The organism is Kocuria sp. SL71 (assembly GCF_026672465.1).
Taxonomy (GTDB): domain Bacteria; phylum Actinomycetota; class Actinomycetes; order Actinomycetales; family Micrococcaceae; genus Kocuria; species Kocuria palustris.
This window is the reverse complement of the sequence record NZ_JAPPRE010000001.1, coordinates 1,343,264-1,360,193: the sequence shown is the minus strand read 5'-3', so window position 1 is coordinate 1,360,193 and position 16,930 is coordinate 1,343,264. Positions and strand designations below refer to the sequence as shown.

Below are 16,930 nucleotides of genomic sequence, written 5' to 3'. Positions count from 1 at the left end.
CGGGGCCATCCCTCATCGCCGTCAGGAGTCGATCCCCCACATGTCGTACGCGCTGGAGCTGCGCCCGCAGGACCCCGCCGGTACGCACTCGCCCGAGCTGGTCTGGTCCGGCGACGGTGGTGCCGCCGTGCGCCGCACCGTCCTGCCCAACGGCGTGCGGATCCTCACCGAGTCCATGCCTGGGCTGCTCTCTGCCTCCGTGGGCTTCTGGGTGGGGGTGGGCTCGCGCGACGAGCAGCCAGGTCACCTGGGCTCCACGCACTTCCTCGAGCACCTGCTGTTCAAGGGGACCGCCCGGCGCAGCGCGCTGCAGATCGCGGAGGCCTTCGACGAGGTCGGCGGCGAGTCGAACGCCGCCACAGCCAAGGAGTCCACGTGCTACTACGCGCGGGTGCTCTCCGAGGACCTGCCCATGGCGATCGACGTCCTCGCGGACATGGTCACCGCGCCGCTGCTGGAGACCGATGAGCTCGAGCGCGAGCGCGGGGTCATCCTCGAGGAGCTGGCCATGGACCAGGACGACCCCACGGACGTGGCCTTCGAGCACTTCGTCGAGCACGTTCTGCACGGCAATCCGCTCTCGCGCCCCATCGGGGGCACGCCCGAGGAGATCACCGAGGTGGCCCGCCAGCGCGTGCTCGAGCACTGGCAGGAGCACTACCGCCCGGAGAACCTCGTGGTCACCGCCGCCGGAGGCCTGGATCACGACCGCGTGGTCGAGGAGGTGCGCGAGCGCCTGGCCCGCGCCGGCTGGGACCCCGAGGCTCCCGGCCGTCCGCGAGCCCGTCGTTCGGGGCAGCCCGACGGCCTGGCACAGCTGTGCCCCGAGTGGGGCCGTCACCTGCTGCACCGCCCGGTCGAGCAGTCCAATGTGGTGATCGGGCGCCCCGGCCTGGTCACCGGTGACGAGCGCCGTTACGTCATGACCGTGCTCAACGCCGCGCTGGGCGGGGGCATGTCCTCGCGGCTGTTCCAGGAGATCCGGGAGAAGCGCGGGCTGGCCTACAGCACGTTCTCCTTCTCCGGCTCCTACTCGGATGCGGGATACTTCGGGATGTACGCCGGCTGCGCGCCCGCGCGCACCGACGAGGTGCTGGAGCTGATGCAGGCCCAGCTCCAGGAGCTGGCCGCCGACGGCCCGGGGGAGCGCGAGCTGGCCAAGGTCGTCGGGCAGCTGGCCGGCGGGACCGTCATGGCGCTGGAGGACTCCGGTTCGCGCATGAGCCGCCTGGGCTCGGCGGAGCTGGGCATCGGCGAGTTCGTGGACCTCGAGGAGACCATGAACCGGGTCCGCTCCGTGACCGCGCAGGACGTCCAGCGCCTGGCCGCCGAGCTCGCGGAGGGCCCCGCCGTCGTGCAGGTCGTGCAGCCCCCCGACGGGCAGTGAGCCCCCGGGCAGGCGCCCGCCCGCACGGCATGCGGGACGATCACCATCCGAGCCGCCGATCGGCGGCGCAGCGAAGGAGCACAGCATGAGCGAGAACACTGCGAGCAGACTGCGCGTGGCCGTCCTGGGCGCCCACGGGCGCATGGGCTCGGAGGCCGTGAAGGCCGTCGAGGCCGCCGAGGGACTGGACCTCGTGGCGGCCATCGATCACAGCGACAGCCTGCAGGGGCTCGTGGATGCGCAGGCGGAGGTCCTGATCGACCTGACGGTGCCCGCGGCCTCGGAGGACAACGTCCGCTTCGGCGTGGAGCACGGCATCCACTGCGTCGTGGGCACGACCGGATGGGACGACGAGAAGCTGGCCCGCCTGGAGCAGCTGCTGGGCGAGCACCCGGAGGTGGGGGTGCTGATCGCCCCGAACTTCTCGATCGGCGCGGTGCTGGCCATGCGCTTCTCGGCCCAGGCCGCCAGGTTCTTCGAATCGGCCGAGATCGTGGAGCTGCATCACCCGGACAAGGTCGACGCCCCCTCGGGCACCGCCGCCAGGACGGCCGCGCTGATGGCCGCCGAGCGGGAGGAGGCCGGTGTGCCCGTCTCCCCGGATGCCACCCAGACCGATCCCACGGGCGCTCGCGGGGGAGTCGTGGACGGCATCCACGTCCACTCGGTGCGCCTGCGCGGGCTGGTCGCGCACCAGGAGACGCTGCTGGGCTCCGTGGGGGAGCAGCTGAGCATCCGCCACGACTCGTTCGACCGCGTGTCCTTCATGTCCGGCGTGCTGCTGGGCGTGCGCACCGTCGGGCAGCGCCCGGGGCTGACCCACGGGCTCGACGGCTACCTGGACCTGGACGCGTGAGCGCTGAGGACGTCCGGCAGTCGCGGAGTCCGCTGCGGCGGCTGGGCTGGGTGGTGCTCGTCGCAGCGCTGCTGAGCCTGCTGCTGCTCCCGCTGCCGAGCGCGTCCAAGGTCTGGATCCTGGTGGTCGTGGCCTTCGCGGGCGTGTTCACGCTGCTCGAGGCTCGCGCCCAGGGCAAGGCGCTGGCCGCGATCATGGCAGCGCTGCTGGCCCTGTATCTGGGACTTAGCCTGCAGCGGGCGTGGATCCTGCTGAGCTCGGACGTGCTGGTCTCCAAGCTGCTGGCGATCGGGATGATCGTCCTGCCCGTGCTCGGCGTGTGGGCGCTGGTCCGCGAGGTCGTCTTCGGCTCCCGGCTAGAGGGCCTCGGCCGTCGTCTGGAGGCGGAGGGCGGACTGCCCGAGGACCTGCCGCGGCGCCCCAGCGGGCGGATCGTGCGCGAGGCCGCAGACAAGGACTTCGAGCGCTGGGCGCAGGAGGCCGAAGCCGCGCCCGGGGACTGGCGAAGCTGGTACCGGCTCGGCCTGGCCTACAGCGCCTCGGGGGACACTGCGCGCGCACGCCGGTGCATGCGCGATGCCGTGGCCCTGTCGCGAGGGCGCGCCCCGCGCGGCCCTGCCAGCACCGGTGACTGACGGAGACGGTAGGGTGGTCGCATGACTGCGCACCACGACAAGCCCCTGTTCGGAACCCTGCTCACCGCCATGGTGACTCCGTTCCGCGCCGATGGTTCCGTGGATCTGGACTCCACCGCAGCGCTCGCGCAGCGCCTGGTGGACCAGGGCTGCGACGGCCTGGTGGTCGGCGGCACCACCGGGGAGTACTCGACCATGACGGATGACGAGCACGAGGCGGTCTTCCGCGCCGTGCGCGAGGCCGTCGGCGATCGGGCCGCCCTGGTGGCCGGTGCGGGGTCCAACGACACCGCGCACACCATGCACCTGTCCGAGCAGGCCCAGAAGGCCGGCATGGACGGGCTGCTGATCGTCACCCCGTACTACAACAAGCCCACGCAGGCCGGCGTCGTCGCGCATTTCGAGAAGGTCGCCGACTCCGTCGAGCTGCCGATCATGCTCTACGACATCCCCGGCCGCACGGGCATCCCACTGTCGGCGGACACGCTGATCCGGCTGGGCGAGCACCCCAGAATCGTCGCGGTCAAGGACGCCAAGGCGGATCTCACGGAGGCCACGCGCGTCATGGCCGAGTCCGATCTGCTGTTCTACTCCGGCGACGACGGCCTGACCGTCCCGTGGATGGCCATCGGCGCCGTGGGCCTGGTCGGCGTGACCTCGCACGTGGACACCCCGCGCTTCCGCCGGATGATCGATGCCATGCGCAGCGATGACCTGGCCACGGCCCGCGGCCTGGCCTACGAGCTGGAGCCCGTGGTCCGCGCGACCATGACCCACGTGCCCGGCGCAGTGGCCGCCAAGCAGATCCTGCACTGGCAGGGCGTGCTGCCCGGGCACACCGTGCGCCTGCCGTACGTCGAGGCCACCCAGGACGAGCTCGCCGTCATGCGCGCTGACCTGGAGGGCAGCGTCGTCCAGGACACGATCGGCGCCTGAGCCGTGCCTGCCGCTGCGCTGCAGCGAGTCGACGGCGCAGCCTGTCGGCGAACCGCGCTCCGCACCGCCCCGTCCTCGGGCGGCGGAGCGCGGACCCATGACATGAACAACTGAATGACCAGCAGCGCGAGATCGCGCTGACAACCGCACATGAAAGGGGTCACATGGTCCACTGGATCGAAGACCTGAAGGCACCGCCGTCCCTGTCCAAGGACACCCTGCGAGTCACCCCGCTGGGCGGCCTGGGCGAGGTCGGACGCAACATGACCGTGTTCGAGATCAACGGCCAGCTGCTGATCGTCGACTGCGGCGTGCTCTTCCCCGAGGAGCACCAGCCCGGCGTGGATCTGATCCTGCCGGACATCTCCCAGATCGAGGACCGCCTGGACGACGTCGTCGCGGTCGTGCTGACGCACGGCCACGAGGACCACATCGGCGCGATCCCGTACCTGCTCAAGCGCCGCCCGGACATCCCCCTGCTCGGCTCGCAGCTGACCCTGGCCCTGGTCGAGGCCAAGCTGCAGGAGCACCGCATCAAGCCGTTCATGCTCACCGTCCGCGAGGGCCAGGTGGAGAAGCTGGGCGAGTTCGAGTGCGAGTTCGTCGCCGTGAACCACTCCATCCCGGACGCCCTGGCCGTTTTCATGCGGACCAAGGGCGGCACGGTGCTGCACACGGGCGACTTCAAGATGGACCAGCTTCCTCTCGACGGCCGCATCACCGACCTGCGCCACTTCGCCCGCCTGGGAGAGGAGGGCGTGGACCTGTTCCTGACCGACTCGACCAACGCCGAGGTCCCGGGCTTCACGCCCACCGAGAAGGACATCGGGCCGGTGCTCTCCGGCGTCATCGCCAAGTCGACCCAGAAGGTCGTCGTCGCGTCGTTCTCCTCGCACGTCCACCGCGTGCAGCAGGTGCTCGACGCCGCCGTCGCGGCCAACCGCAAGGTCGTGCTGATGGGCCGGTCCATGGTGCGCAACATGGGCATCGCCGAGGAGCTCGGCTACCTGGACGTGCCCAAGGGCGTGCTGGTCGATCAGAAGAAGATCGACAACTACCGCGACGACGAGATCGTCGTGATGTGCACCGGCTCCCAGGGCGAGCCCATGGCGGCGCTGTCGCGCATGGCCCGCGGCGATCACCGGGTGCAGCTGCAGGAGGGCGACACCGTCATCCTCGCCTCGTCGCTGATCCCGGGCAACGAGAACTCCGTGTTCCGCATCATCAACAGCCTCATGCGCATGGGCGCTCATGTGGTGCACAAGTCCAACGCCAAGGTCCACGTCTCCGGGCACGCCTCGGCAGGCGAGCTGCTGTACTGCTACAACATCGTCGAGCCCGAGCAGGTCATGCCGGTGCACGGCGAGGTCCGCCACCTCATGGCCAACGGCGAGCTCGCCGAGGCCACCGGCGTGCCGCCTGAGAACGTGCTGCTGATCGAGAACGGCACCAGCGTGGATATGAAGCAGGGCCGGGCGCGCATCGCCGGTCGCCGCGACATCAAGTTCGTCTACGTCGACGGCTCGTCGGTGGGCATGATCACCGAGGACGACCTCCAGGACCGCATCGTGCTCGGCGAGGAGGGCTTCGTCTCGATCGTCGTCGTGATCGACCGCAAGTCCAAGTCCGTCGTCACCGGCCCGGACGTCCACGCCCGCGGCGTGGCCGAGAACGATCGCGTGTTCGACGAGATCAAGCCCAAGATCACCGCCGCGATCGAGGACGCCCTCAAGGACAAGCGCGAGCACACCACGCACCAGCTGCAGCAGACGGTGCGCCGCACGATCGGCCCGTGGGTGGGGCGCAAGCTGCGCCGCAAGCCCATGATCGTCCCGGTCGTGCTGGAGGCGGACCGGAGCTGATCCCGGCCGCCGCCCCGTGATCACCGGGCGGTCAGGCCACACCGCGGCCCGCAGACGAGCCATCGTCTGCGGGCCGTCGACTACCCTGGGGGCCATGGCGACTCGTACTTCCCCCGCCCGCAAGGGCGCCTCGACGTCGCGCGGCTCTGGCTCCAGGCCCAAGAGCGGATCCTCCAAGTCCCCCCGCGCCACGTCCTCCAGCTCCCGCGCAGCAGGCCCCGGCGCCGGCGAGCGCATCCTCGATGCCCTCCTCGGGCTCTGGCTGTGGTGCGCCCACCTGGTCGGCGGCGCCGTGCGCCGCATCGGCACCGTGCGCACCGATATGGAGCCCCAGGACCGTCGCGACGGCGGGGCCCTGGTGCTGCTGTGCCTGGCCGCGGCGATCGCCGTGGTCGAGTGGTGGAGCCTCTACGACTCCGGCGTGCCCGTGCTGGGTGCCGCCGCCTCGGGCATCCACGTGGTGGTCGCCGGGCTGATCGGCTGGGCGGCTCTTGTGCTGCCGCTGGCTCTGGGCGGCTTCGCCCTGCGGATCTTCCGCCGTCCCGTGCCCACCCCGCCGAACAACCGGATCGCGCTGGGCCTGAGCCTGGCGCTGCTGGCGGCCAGCGGGATCGCCCACGTGCTGGGCGGCTCGCCGGGCGTCGCGGATTCCTTCCAGGCCCGCCTCACCGCCGGCGGAGCCATCGGCTACCTGATGGCCGGCCCGCTGGGCGGGGTCATCACGCCCTTGGGCGCCGCGATCGTCTGCGCGCTGCTGCTGGCGATCTGCGTCCTGATCATCACCGGGACCCCGCTGTCGCAGATCGGCCCGCGCCTGGGCGCAGCCTGGCGGACTCTGGTGGGGGAGTCGGAGCCCCACAGGCGTGCGGGCACCGACCTCTCGGCGCAGGAGCACGACCGCTCCTACCTCGATGACCGCCAGTCCGAGCCCGAGTCCCGTGCGGCCCGCCGAGCTCGCAAGCGGCAGGAGAAGCAGGACGCGCAGCGCCGAGCCGAGCTGGACTCCTACCACGGCGACGAGGCCTTCGAGACGGCCGTGCTGCCGGACGGTCCCGAGGGGCAGGAGGCCGAGCAGCAGCCCCGACGCTCGGGCCGTCGCCCAGCGGCGCGGGACACGGGTGAGAGCTTCGTCTACGACGTCGAGTCCGGAGAGGCGCCGAGCCCCCAGGAGGATTCCTCGGCCGCGGCTGCCGCTTCTCAGGAGGAGCGCCCGCGTCCGGGGCAGAAGCGCCCCACCCGCGATCAGGAGGCCGCGCGTAGGCTGCTGGCGGAGCAGGGACTCGAGCCCGGCGGCGCGGCGGCCTCCGCCGCCTCGGACACCGCGGCCGGCTCCGGCTCCTCCGCGCTCGTGGACGACCAGGGCCTCGACGAGCACGAGCCCGTTGTGGGCCGAGCGGTCGTGCGCCGGGCGGAGACTCCGGTCGAGCCCATCCCGGCGCGCACCGAGCAGCTGCAGCTCGAGGGCGATGTCGCCTACACGCTTCCGGACCCGTCCTCGCTCGTGCTGGGCCCGCCGTCCAAGGAGCGCTCGGAGGCCAACGACGCCGTCGTGGCCGCGCTGACCAGCGTGCTGGAGCAGTTCAAGGTCGACGCCGAGGTCACCGGGTTCTCCCGAGGCCCCACGGTCACCCGCTACGAGATCGAGCTGGGTGCCGGCACCAAGGTCGAGCGCGTCACGGCGCTGTCCAAGAACATCTCCTATGCGGTCGCCTCGGCGGACGTGCGCATCCTCTCGCCGATCCCCGGCAAGTCCGCCATCGGCATCGAGATCCCGAACACCGACCGCGAGACCGTCGCCCTGGGCGACGTCCTGCGCTCGCAGGCCGCGCGCAAGAACGATCACCCCATGGTCATGGGCGTGGGCAAGGACGTCGAGGGCGGCTTCGTCGTGGCGAACCTGGCCAAGATGCCGCACATGCTCGTGGCCGGTGCCACCGGCGCGGGCAAGTCGTCGTTCGTGAACTCCATGATCGTCTCGCTGCTCATGCGGGCCACCCCGGATGAGGTCCGCCTGGTGATGGTCGACCCCAAGCGCGTGGAGCTGACCGCCTACGAGGGCGTGCCGCACCTGATCACCCCGATCATCACGAACCCCAAGAAGGCCGCCGAGGCGCTGCAGTGGGTCGTGCGGGAGATGGATGCCCGCTACGACGACCTCTCGCGCTACGGCTACAAGCACATCGACGACTTCAACAAGGGCGTGCGCGCGGGCAAGGTCCAGCCCGAGCCGGGCTCCAAGCGGGTCATCCGCCCGTACCCCTACCTGCTGGTGATCGTGGACGAGCTCGCGGACCTGATGATGGTCGCCCCTCGCGATGTCGAGGACTCGATCGTGCGCATCACCCAGCTGGCGCGCGCGGCCGGCATCCACCTGGTGCTGGCCACCCAGCGCCCGTCGGTGGATGTGGTCACGGGCCTGATCAAGGCCAACGTGCCCTCGCGCATGGCGTTCGCGACCTCCTCGGTCACGGATTCCCGCGTGGTCCTGGACCAGCCCGGTGCGGAGAAGCTGATCGGACAGGGCGACGCCCTGTTCCTGCCCATGGGCGCCTCCAAGCCCATGCGCGTGCAGGGCGCGTGGGTCGCAGAGTCCGAGATCCACGACGTCGTCGAGCACGTGAAGTCGCAGATGCAGACGCACTACCGCGACGACGTCATCCAGGAGCAGCCCAAGAAGCAGATCGACGAGGACATCGGGGACGATCTGGACGTCCTGCTGCAGGCGGTCGAGCTCGTGGTCACCACGCAGTTCGGCTCGACCTCCATGCTGCAGCGCAAGCTGCGCGTGGGCTTCGCCAAGGCCGGACGGCTCATGGACCTGATGGAGTCCCGCGGGGTGGTGGGCCCGTCGGAGGGCTCCAAGGCCCGCGACGTCCTGGTGGGTCCGGACGACCTGGCCGCCACCCTGGCCGTCATCCGCGGCGAGGAGCCCCCCACCGCGGCCGAGCCCGCCCCGGCGCATCCGCATCAGGGCACCGGCGGCTCCGGTGAGATCGCGTCCTCCGGCGCCGACGCCCTGGACGACTCGGACGTCGAGGCCGCCGCCGAGTACCACGACGACGCGGACGAGGAGTCCAGCCAGGACGCCTGGCAGCTCACCGGCCGCTGAGCCTAGCCTCCGGCGCTGTGCCGTCCGCGACGACGACGCGCCGGAGGCCTCATCGCACGCAGACCGACGCGGCGCATCGCGCGCCGCAGGACAGGAGCACTTCATGACCGCAGCGGCCGATCAGGGCGGACGCCCCGCTCCGTCCAACTGGAACCTGCCCAATGCGCTGACCACGCTGCGGATCGTCATGGTCCCGTTCTTCGTGTGGTTCGCCGTGCTGGGCGGCTCGTTCGGCGAGGCCTCGCTGGGGTGGCGCTGGGCGGCTGTGGGCGTGTTCGGCCTGGCCATGTTCACCGACAAGCTCGACGGCGACATCGCCCGCGCCCGCGGGCTGATCACCTCGTTCGGCAAGATCGCCGATCCGATCGCGGACAAGCTGCTCACGGGGGCCGCGTTCATCGTCCTGTCGGCCATGGGCGAGCTGTGGTGGTGGGTCACGATCGTGATCCTGGTCCGCGAGTGGGGCATCACCGTCATGCGCTTCGCCGTGATCCGCTACGGCGTGATGGCCGCCTCGAAGGGCGGCAAGCTCAAGACCGTCCTGCAGACCATCGCGCTGCTGTTCCTGCTCATCCCGCTCGTTCCCGTGGTGGGTCAGTGGTGGCCCTGGATCGGCTGGTTCTTCATGGGCCTGGCCACGATCGTCACCGTGGTCACCGGCGTGGACTACGTGGTGAAGGCGTACCAGCTGCGCCGCGATTCCCTGGCGGCCGGCAAGCCCGTGGACAACAGCTGATGAGCGATCCCAGGGAATCGCCCGTGGACACGGCGAACACGACGAGCGGCACCGCCGCGGACGGCGCGCGTCCGTCGGGGGCCGATGAGGCTCTGGCCGAGGAGACCGTCGAATCGCTGGCCTCCCGTGCGGTGCGCGCGGCCTCGGCGGCCGGGCTGAGCCTGGGCACCGCCGAGTCGCTGACCGGGGGCGCCCTGGCCGCCGCGATCGTCTCCGTCCCCGGGGCCTCGGCGGCCTTCGAGGGCTCGGTGGTCTCGTACTCGCACGCGGTCAAGCAGCGCGTGCTGGGCGTGGAGGCCGAGCTGCTCGAGCGCACCGGGGCCGTCAGCGCCGAGGTGGCCGAGGCGATGGCTTCCGGCGCGCGGACCGCGCTGGGCATCGACGTCGCCGTGTCCACCACCGGAGTGGCCGGGCCGGAGCCGCACGACGGGCAGCCCGTGGGGACGGTGTGGCTCGGTGCCGCCGGTCCTCGCGGGCTCAGCTCCCGGCTGCTGCGGCTCGAGGGCGATCGGGAGCAGATCCGCCGCCTGAGCGTGCGGGCCGCCCTGGAGATGCTCGTGGAGGTCCTGGGCGCCTCCCAGTGAACTCCTAGCCGAACGGCCGTCGAGCACGGAACAATGGAGTCCTGTCGGCGGTTGCACCCACCGACGGCCCAGAGAGGGCCATCCGGGCCCGGTCGCCGACCGGTTCGGACAACGCGGAGGCCTCGTCCTCCGCACGACCGAGGAGCCACATCATCACCACCACCAAGACCCCTGTGTCCGTCAACGGAATCATTCGCTGGAAGGACATGGACCAGACTTCGGCGCGGAAGACGGAGGCCGCTGAGCCCCGTCCCGTCGTGCTGCGTCAGGAGATCGGTGAGGTCCTGCGCTCGATCCGTCAGCGGCAGGGCCGCACTCTGCGCGAGGTCTCGCACTCCGCGCGCGTCTCGCTCGGCTACCTGTCGGAGGTGGAGCGCGGGCAGAAGGAGGCGTCCTCCGAGCTGCTCGCCTCGATCTGCGCCGCACTCGACATCCCCGTGTCGGCCATGCTGCGCGAGGTCGCCGATCACATCGCCGAGCTCGAGGGCAACTTCGCCCCGGACACGGTGCCGGCTGAGCTGCACGAGGAGTTCGGCTCGAGCTTCGCGGGGACCGTCCAGGCCTCCTGAGGCCCAGCGCCTCCCGCGGCGACCCGACTGGTCGCCGCCCCATGACCAGCTGCAGGGCCCGGTGCCGACAACGGCGTCGGGCCCTGCGCCGTGCCGGGCCCGTCGGCCGTCTGGCTCGGAGCCGATCTGAAGAGGAGCGATCGCCCGCATGCGCGTGAGCAGGTTCAACGAGATGGTCGTCCACGAGTTCGGACAGGCGCAGGGCCGGATCCTGGTGCGCGACACCGTGCTGGGGGAGCTCGGCCACCGAACCGCCGAGCAGGCGCTGGCCGACGGCGAGGATCCCAAGCTCGTCTGGTTCGCGCTGTGCCGCGAGCAGCAGGTCCCCGAGTCCCGGCAGTGGGGACCGGACCAGGAGCCGCGCTCCTGAAGCGGACCCGTCGCGACACGCGCAGGTCCGCTGCATTCGAAGAGGTGTTCGAATCGGCTATCGTGGGGCCTGCGCCCGCAGGGTCGCCGCCTCCGGCCGCATCTCGGTGTGCTGAGGCGGCGCCGGCGGGCCCCGCAGGCTCCACAGCTGCTGGTCGCAGGCCCCTTCGGGGCGGCTGATCGGCAGCCCCCACGGTCCGTCTTGTGCTGTCGGACCCCGTCCATACGTTGGTGCGCAGCAGCACCGTCGGGCCCCTCATCGAGCGGACCCGCCCCCACGATCCACGCGAGGTGAATGATGGCTCCCAAGAAGTCCGCAGCTTCGGCTGCCTCCGGCGGCTCGGACCGCGAGCAGGCGCTCGAGACCGTCCTGGCCCAGATCGACAAGAGCTACGGCAAGGGCTCGGTCATGAAGCTGGGCGAGCGCCCGGCGCAGAAGGTGGAGGTCATCCCCACCGGCTCGATCGCCCTCGACGTGGCCCTCGGCACCGGCGGCTTCCCGCGCGGACGCGTCGTGGAGATCTACGGCCCGGAGTCCTCCGGCAAGACCACGGTGGCCCTGCACGCGGTGGCCAGCGTCCAGCGCGCCGGCGGCATCGCGGCCTTCATCGATGCCGAGCACGCCCTGGACCCGGTCTACGCCCAGAAGCTCGGCGTGGACATCGACAACCTCCTGGTCTCCCAGCCGGACACCGGCGAGCAGGCGCTCGAGATCATGGACATGCTGGTCGGCTCCGGCTCGATCGACATCGTCGTGGTGGACTCCGTGGCGGCGCTGGTGCCCAAGGCGGAGATCGAGGGCGAGATGGGCGATTCGCACGTGGGCCTGCAGGCCCGCCTGATGTCGCAGGCGCTGCGCAAGATCACCGGTCGCCTGTCCAATTCGAACACCACCGCGATCTTCATCAACCAGCTGCGCGAGAAGATCGGCGTCATGTTCGGCTCGCCGGAGACGACCACGGGCGGTAAGGCGCTGAAGTTCTACGCCTCCGTGCGCGTGGACGTGCGCCGCATCGAGACCCTCAAGGACGGTGCGAACCCCGTGGGCAACCGCACCCGCGCCAAGATCGTCAAGAACAAGATGGCCCCGCCGTTCAAGCAGGCCGAGTTCGACATCCTCTACGGCCAGGGCATCTCCACCGAGGGCGGCCTGATCGACCTGGGCGTGGAGCAGGGCATCGTCAAGAAGTCCGGCGCCTGGTACACGTACGAGGGCGACCAGCTCGGTCAGGGCAAGGAGAACTCGCGCCGGTTCCTCAAGGACAATCCGGAGCTGGCCGAGGAGATCGAGCAGCGCCTGCTGGTCAAGCTCGGCATCGTCGAGGACCCGAACGAGGAGGTCGACCAGGAGGCGATCGCCACCGCGGGCATCGATGCCCCGCTGGGCGGCGACTCCGAGAAGGCCCCGGCGGACGCCGCCTTCTGAGCGGCTGCCGACCTGATGCGCTGAGCCAGCCCCCGCCGCCCGCTCGGGCAGCGGGGGCTGCTCGCCTCAGATCCGAGCTCGTGCCTGTCCACAGCGCGATGACGGTGCTGCGCCAGGCCCCAGCCCGCTGACCGGAGATCGCACGGGCCAGAGACCCTGCAGACCAGAGACACAGCTCAGGAGCGCCGATTTTCGTGGACCCAGACGACCTGCCCGTGCAGGACAGCGACCAGCTGCCGCAGGACACGCTGGCGGATGAGCTCGGCGAGTCGGACTACGACCGCCGCCGTCTCAGAGCCCAGCAGCGCGCCCGCCGCATGGGGCGTGCCGTGCGCAGCGCCCGCGACATGCCCTCGGATCCCACGGAGGCCGCTGAGCAGCAGGAGCAGCTGCATGAGACGGCGCGCGCCATCGTGCTGCGCCAGCTCACCGCCTCGGCCAAGTCGCGCCAGCAGCTCGAGGACAAGCTCGCGGACAAGGACGTCCCGGAGTCCGTGGCACGGGCGGTGCTGGATCGCTTCGAGCAGGTCGAGCTCGTGGACGATCAGGCCTTCGCGCAGTCCTACGTCCGGCAGCGGGCGGAGACCCGCAAGCTGGCCCGCCCGGCCCTGCGCATGGAGCTGCAGCGCAAGGGCGTGGACCGGGACCTCGTCGAGCAGGCCCTCGCCCAGCGCACCGATGACGACGAGCGGGCGGATGCCGTGGAGCTCGCGCGCCGCAAGCTGCCGTCGGGTCCGGCGCTTCAGGCGCAGCTGGCAGATCGCGAGGCCAAGCACAAGCTCATCCGCCGTATGGTCTCCGCCCTGGCGCGCAAGGGCTACGCCCCGGGGCTGGCCTTCGAGGTCGTGCGCGGCGTGCTGGACGACCACGGCGCCGGCGATGACGGCCTGCTCGAGGAGCCGGAGAGCCTCTGAGGAGGAGGGCCTCGGCTGGGGTGCAGCGGGGAAGCGGGAGATTTGACCGGCTCACTATCCTTGTCGCGTGACTCCCCGCCTCGATACCGCCCAGACCGGCCCCTCCACGCTCGCCCCCGAGATCCCCGTGCTCGAGGCGCCGCGCTCCTATGAGGTGCGCACCTTCGGCTGCCAGATGAACGTCCACGACTCCGAGCGGATCTCCGGGATGCTCGAGACCGCCGGCTACGTCCCCGCCCAGCCGGAGGACGAGCCGGATCTCATCGTGTTCAACACCTGCGCGGTGCGCGAGAACGCCGACAACAAGCTCTACGGCAACCTCTCCCAGCTCGTCGGACCCAAGAAGCGCAACGAGCGCATGCAGGTGGCTGTGGGCGGATGCCTGGCGCAGAAGGACCAGGATCGGATCCTGGAGACCTCTCCGGTCGTCGACGTCGTGTTCGGAACCCACAACATCGGCTCCCTGCCGACCCTGCTCGAGCGCGCTCGGCACAACGAGGACGCGCAGATCGAGATCCTCGAGTCGCTGGAGACCTTCCCGTCGGCGCTGCCGACCAAGCGGGACCAGGCCTACGCGGGCTGGGTCTCGATCTCGGTGGGCTGCAACAACACGTGCACGTTCTGCATCGTGCCGTCGCTGCGCGGCAAGGAGGAGGACCGTCGGCCCGGCGACATCCTGGCCGAGGTCCAGGCGCTCGTGGATCAGGGCGCGGTCGAGGTCACCCTGCTGGGGCAGAACGTGAACTCCTACGGCGTCTCCTTCGGCGACCGCCAGGCCTTCTCCAAGCTGCTGCGCGCCTGCGGGCAGATCGAGGGGCTGGAGCGCGTGCGCTTCACCTCCCCGCATCCGGCCGCCTTCACCGACGACGTCATCGACGCCATGGCCGAGACCCCCAATGTCATGCCGCAGCTGCACATGCCGCTGCAGTCCGGGTCGGATCGGGTGCTCAAGGACATGCGCCGGTCCTACCGCTCCGCCAGGTTCCTGCGGATCCTGGCGAAGGTCCGCGAGCAGATCCCGCACGCTGCGATCACCACCGACATCATCGTGGGCTTCCCTGGTGAGACCGAGGAGGACTTCCAGGACACCCTCGACGTCGTCGAGCGCTCCCGGTTCTCCTCGGCCTTCACCTTCCAGTACTCCGTGCGCCCGGGCACTCCGGCAGGCGAGCGCGAGGACCAGCTGCCCAAGGAGGTCGTCCAGCACCGCTACGAGCGCCTGGTGGCCCTGCAGGACCGGATCGCCGCCGAGGAGAACGAGCAGCTGGTGGGCCGCACCCTCGAGCTGCTGGTCACCGCAGACACGGGGCGCAAGTCCGAGGCCACCCATCGCCTCTCGGGGCGCGCACCCGACCAGCGCCTGGTCCACTTCTCGGTGCCCGAGGGCGAGCAGGCCCCGCGCCCGGGTGACTTCGTGACCGTGCCCGTGACCCGGGCGGCCGCCTATCACCTGATCGCCGATCCGCAGCCCGGCCAGTACCGGCTGCGCCGCTCGCGCGGCGGGGATGCCTGGGAGCGCGAGCAGGCCGCCTCCTGCGCAGCGCCTAGCGGCGGTGCCGCCGGCGGCGCGGACGGTGCGGTGAGCCTCGGCATGCCGTCACTGCCCGTGCGCGGAGCGTGAGCGCAGCGCCTCAGGTCCCGGCGGGCCAGCTGCCGGTCGTCGGGATCGTCGGGCCCACCGGGACCGGCAAGTCGGACCTGGCGATCGCCCTGGCCCAGCGCCTGGACGGGGAGGTCGTCAACGCCGACTCCATGCAGTTCTACCGGGGCATGGACATCGGCACCGCCAAGGTCACGGAGGCTCAGCGCCGGGGGGTCCCGCACCATCTCCTGGACATCCTGGACGTGCACCAGGAGGCCTCGGTGGCCCGCTTCCAGCGCGCAGCCCGGGAGTGCTTCGAGGACATCCGCTCGCGCCGTCGCGTGCCGATCCTGGTGGGCGGCTCGGGCCTCTACGTGCGCGCCGCGCTCGATGAGATCGAGTTCCCCGGCACCGACCCGCAGGTCCGCGCTCGCCTGATGCAGGAGCTGCAGGACCACGGCGAGGGGCCGCTGCGCCGACGGCTGCAGGAGGCCGATCCTGCCTCCGCCCAGCGCGTGCACGACGACCGCCGCCTCATCCGGGCGCTCGAGGTCCTGGAGGTCACCGGGCGGCCGTTCACGTCGTTCATGCCCACGCGCACGTATCACCAGCCTGCCGTGCAGATCGGTCTGGACACCGATCGCGCCGTGCTGCATCAGCGCCTGGCCGATCGCGTGCAGGCCATGGCCGAGGCCGGTCTGGAGGGCGAGGTCGCGCGCCTGCTGCCGCTCGGACTGCTCGAGAGCCCCACCGCAGGTCGTGCGCTGGGCTATCCGCAGTTCGCCGACGTCGTGCTGGGGCGCACCGATCGCGCACAGGCCATCGAGGCCACGACCGTGGCCACCCGCCAGTTCGCCCGACGCCAGCTCACCTGGTTCCGCGCCGATCAGCGCGTGCACTGGCTCGAGGCCGGTGCCGAGGACCTCGTGGAGCAGGCCCAGCGGATCCTCAGCGCGGACTAGCATGCTGGGGTGGACGCCCGCACACCGACCCAGGAGGACGACCCCGTGACTGCCGAGACCACCACCGAGACCGCTTCCGCGCAGGAGGCCCCGTCGGTCTTCGGCGAGCTCAGCGGGATGGAGTTCCTCAAGGGCCACGGCACGGGCAATGACTTCGTGCTCGTGGTGGACCCGGACGGGCAGCTGCTGCTGGGCGACGACGTGGTCCGACGGGCCTGCGACCGTCACCAGGGCATCGGCGGCGACGGCTTCATCCGCCTCATCCGCTCCTCGGCGCTGCCCGAGGGCCGCGAGCTGCTCGAGCAGGACCCGTCGGCCGAGTGGTTCATGGACTACCGCAACGGGGACGGCTCGATCGCCGAGATGTGCGGCAACGGCGTGCGCGTGTTCGTCCGGGCGCTGCTGCAGCAGGGACTGGTGGATCTGGGGGAGGGCGCCATGCTGCGCATCGGCACCCGCGGCGGCCTCAAGACGGTCGCCGCCACGCCCGACGGCTTCGCAGTGGACATGGGGCCGTGGGGATTCATCGACGGCGACCGGGCGCGCGAGCGGGCTCCGACGCCGTCGTGACGGCCCAGGGCCTGAAGGTCCCTCGTCCGGGGGTCTCGATCACCACGGGCAACCCGCACACCGTGGTGGCGCTGGCCGAGGGCGAGAAGCTCGATCACCTGCAGCTGTGGACCCAGCCGGAGGTGAGCCCCACGCCTCCCGACGGCACCAATGTGGAGTTCGTGGTCCCGGCCGACGACGAGGGCGACGGCATCGGCCGGCTGCGCATGCGCGTCCACGAGCGCGGGGTGGGGGACCCAGTCCTGCGGCACCGGGGCCTGCGCCGCCGCGGCCGCGACGCGGTTCTGGGCGGGGGCCTCGGCACCCGATGAGTACCTGGTCCAGGTGCCCGGCGGCATCGTCTCGGCGACCTTCGTGCCCGGGCCGGACGGCGCCGAGCATGTGGTGCTGGCCGGACCGGCAGAGATCGTGGCGCGCGGCGTCTTCGCCTGAG

14 protein-coding genes and 1 pseudogene are annotated in these 16,930 nt (G+C 71.2%); all 15 read left to right on the top strand.

Annotated features, from left to right (window positions below):
- Positions 1 to 40 precede the first annotated feature (40 nt).
- The 15 genes and pseudogenes from OVA15_RS06060 (at position 41) to dapF (ending at position 16,929) form a co-directional block, all read left to right on the top strand.
- A complete protein-coding gene (locus tag OVA15_RS06060) occupies positions 41 to 1,387 on the top strand; it encodes a M16 family metallopeptidase (RefSeq protein WP_268143750.1) in 1,347 nt (448 codons plus the stop codon).
- Between the two features lie 85 nt (positions 1,388 to 1,472).
- Entirely contained in the window at positions 1,473 to 2,243 is a 771-nt protein-coding gene (gene dapB / locus OVA15_RS06055; RefSeq protein ID WP_053447609.1) for a 4-hydroxy-tetrahydrodipicolinate reductase, read from the top strand.
- A complete protein-coding gene (locus tag OVA15_RS06050) occupies positions 2,240 to 2,878 on the top strand; it encodes a tetratricopeptide repeat protein (RefSeq protein WP_137803024.1) in 639 nt (212 codons plus the stop codon). Before dapB ends, OVA15_RS06050 begins: the two co-directional genes overlap by 4 nt.
- 21 nt (positions 2,879 to 2,899) lie before the next feature.
- A complete protein-coding gene (gene dapA / locus OVA15_RS06045; protein ID WP_024290163.1) occupies positions 2,900 to 3,814 on the top strand; it encodes a 4-hydroxy-tetrahydrodipicolinate synthase in 915 nt (304 codons plus the stop codon).
- 164 nt (positions 3,815 to 3,978) lie between these two features.
- The gene (locus OVA15_RS06040) at positions 3,979 to 5,676 is read left to right on the top strand and encodes a ribonuclease J (RefSeq protein ID WP_024290164.1); all 1,698 of its coding nucleotides are present in this window, start codon (positions 3,979 to 3,981) and stop codon (positions 5,674 to 5,676) included.
- Between the two features lie 94 nt (positions 5,677 to 5,770).
- Entirely contained in the window at positions 5,771 to 8,785 is a 3,015-nt protein-coding gene (locus tag OVA15_RS06035; protein WP_268143748.1) for an FtsK/SpoIIIE family DNA translocase, read from the top strand.
- Between the two features lie 103 nt (positions 8,786 to 8,888).
- Positions 8,889 to 9,521 (top strand): CDP-diacylglycerol--glycerol-3-phosphate 3-phosphatidyltransferase, encoded by a 633-nt coding sequence (gene pgsA / locus OVA15_RS06030; protein WP_024290166.1) that lies wholly within the window; start codon positions 8,889 to 8,891, stop codon positions 9,519 to 9,521.
- Entirely contained in the window at positions 9,521 to 10,105 is a 585-nt protein-coding gene (locus OVA15_RS06025) for a CinA family protein (RefSeq protein ID WP_241180479.1), read from the top strand. The genes pgsA and OVA15_RS06025 overlap by 1 nt, the downstream gene beginning before the upstream one ends.
- A gap of 206 nt (positions 10,106 to 10,311) precedes the next feature.
- Positions 10,312 to 10,674, top strand: coding sequence for a helix-turn-helix domain-containing protein (locus OVA15_RS06020; RefSeq protein ID WP_051452693.1), 363 nt, complete (start codon positions 10,312 to 10,314; stop codon positions 10,672 to 10,674).
- Positions 10,675 to 10,822: 148 nt separating this feature from the next.
- Positions 10,823 to 11,044 carry a DUF3046 domain-containing protein gene (locus OVA15_RS06015; protein ID WP_006214502.1) on the top strand — a complete coding sequence of 74 codons (222 nt, stop codon included), beginning with the start codon at positions 10,823 to 10,825 and terminating at the stop codon, positions 11,042 to 11,044.
- A gap of 297 nt (positions 11,045 to 11,341) precedes the next feature.
- A complete protein-coding gene (gene recA, locus OVA15_RS06010) occupies positions 11,342 to 12,469 on the top strand; it encodes a recombinase RecA (protein WP_006214503.1) in 1,128 nt (375 codons plus the stop codon).
- Between the two features lie 194 nt (positions 12,470 to 12,663).
- The gene (locus tag OVA15_RS06005) at positions 12,664 to 13,383 is read left to right on the top strand and encodes a regulatory protein RecX (protein WP_268143746.1); all 720 of its coding nucleotides are present in this window, start codon (positions 12,664 to 12,666) and stop codon (positions 13,381 to 13,383) included.
- 127 nt (positions 13,384 to 13,510) lie between these two features.
- Positions 13,511 to 15,004 (top strand): tRNA (N6-isopentenyl adenosine(37)-C2)-methylthiotransferase MiaB, encoded by a 1,494-nt coding sequence (gene miaB, locus OVA15_RS06000; RefSeq protein WP_268145623.1) that lies wholly within the window; start codon positions 13,511 to 13,513, stop codon positions 15,002 to 15,004.
- Positions 15,001 to 15,927 carry a tRNA (adenosine(37)-N6)-dimethylallyltransferase MiaA gene (miaA, locus tag OVA15_RS05995; RefSeq protein WP_235444493.1) on the top strand — a complete coding sequence of 309 codons (927 nt, stop codon included), beginning with the start codon at positions 15,001 to 15,003 and terminating at the stop codon, positions 15,925 to 15,927. The genes miaB and miaA overlap by 4 nt, the downstream gene beginning before the upstream one ends.
- A gap of 117 nt (positions 15,928 to 16,044) precedes the next feature.
- A pseudogene (gene dapF, locus OVA15_RS05990) lies at positions 16,045 to 16,929 on the top strand (diaminopimelate epimerase).
- Position 16,930: the final 1 nt, after the last annotated feature.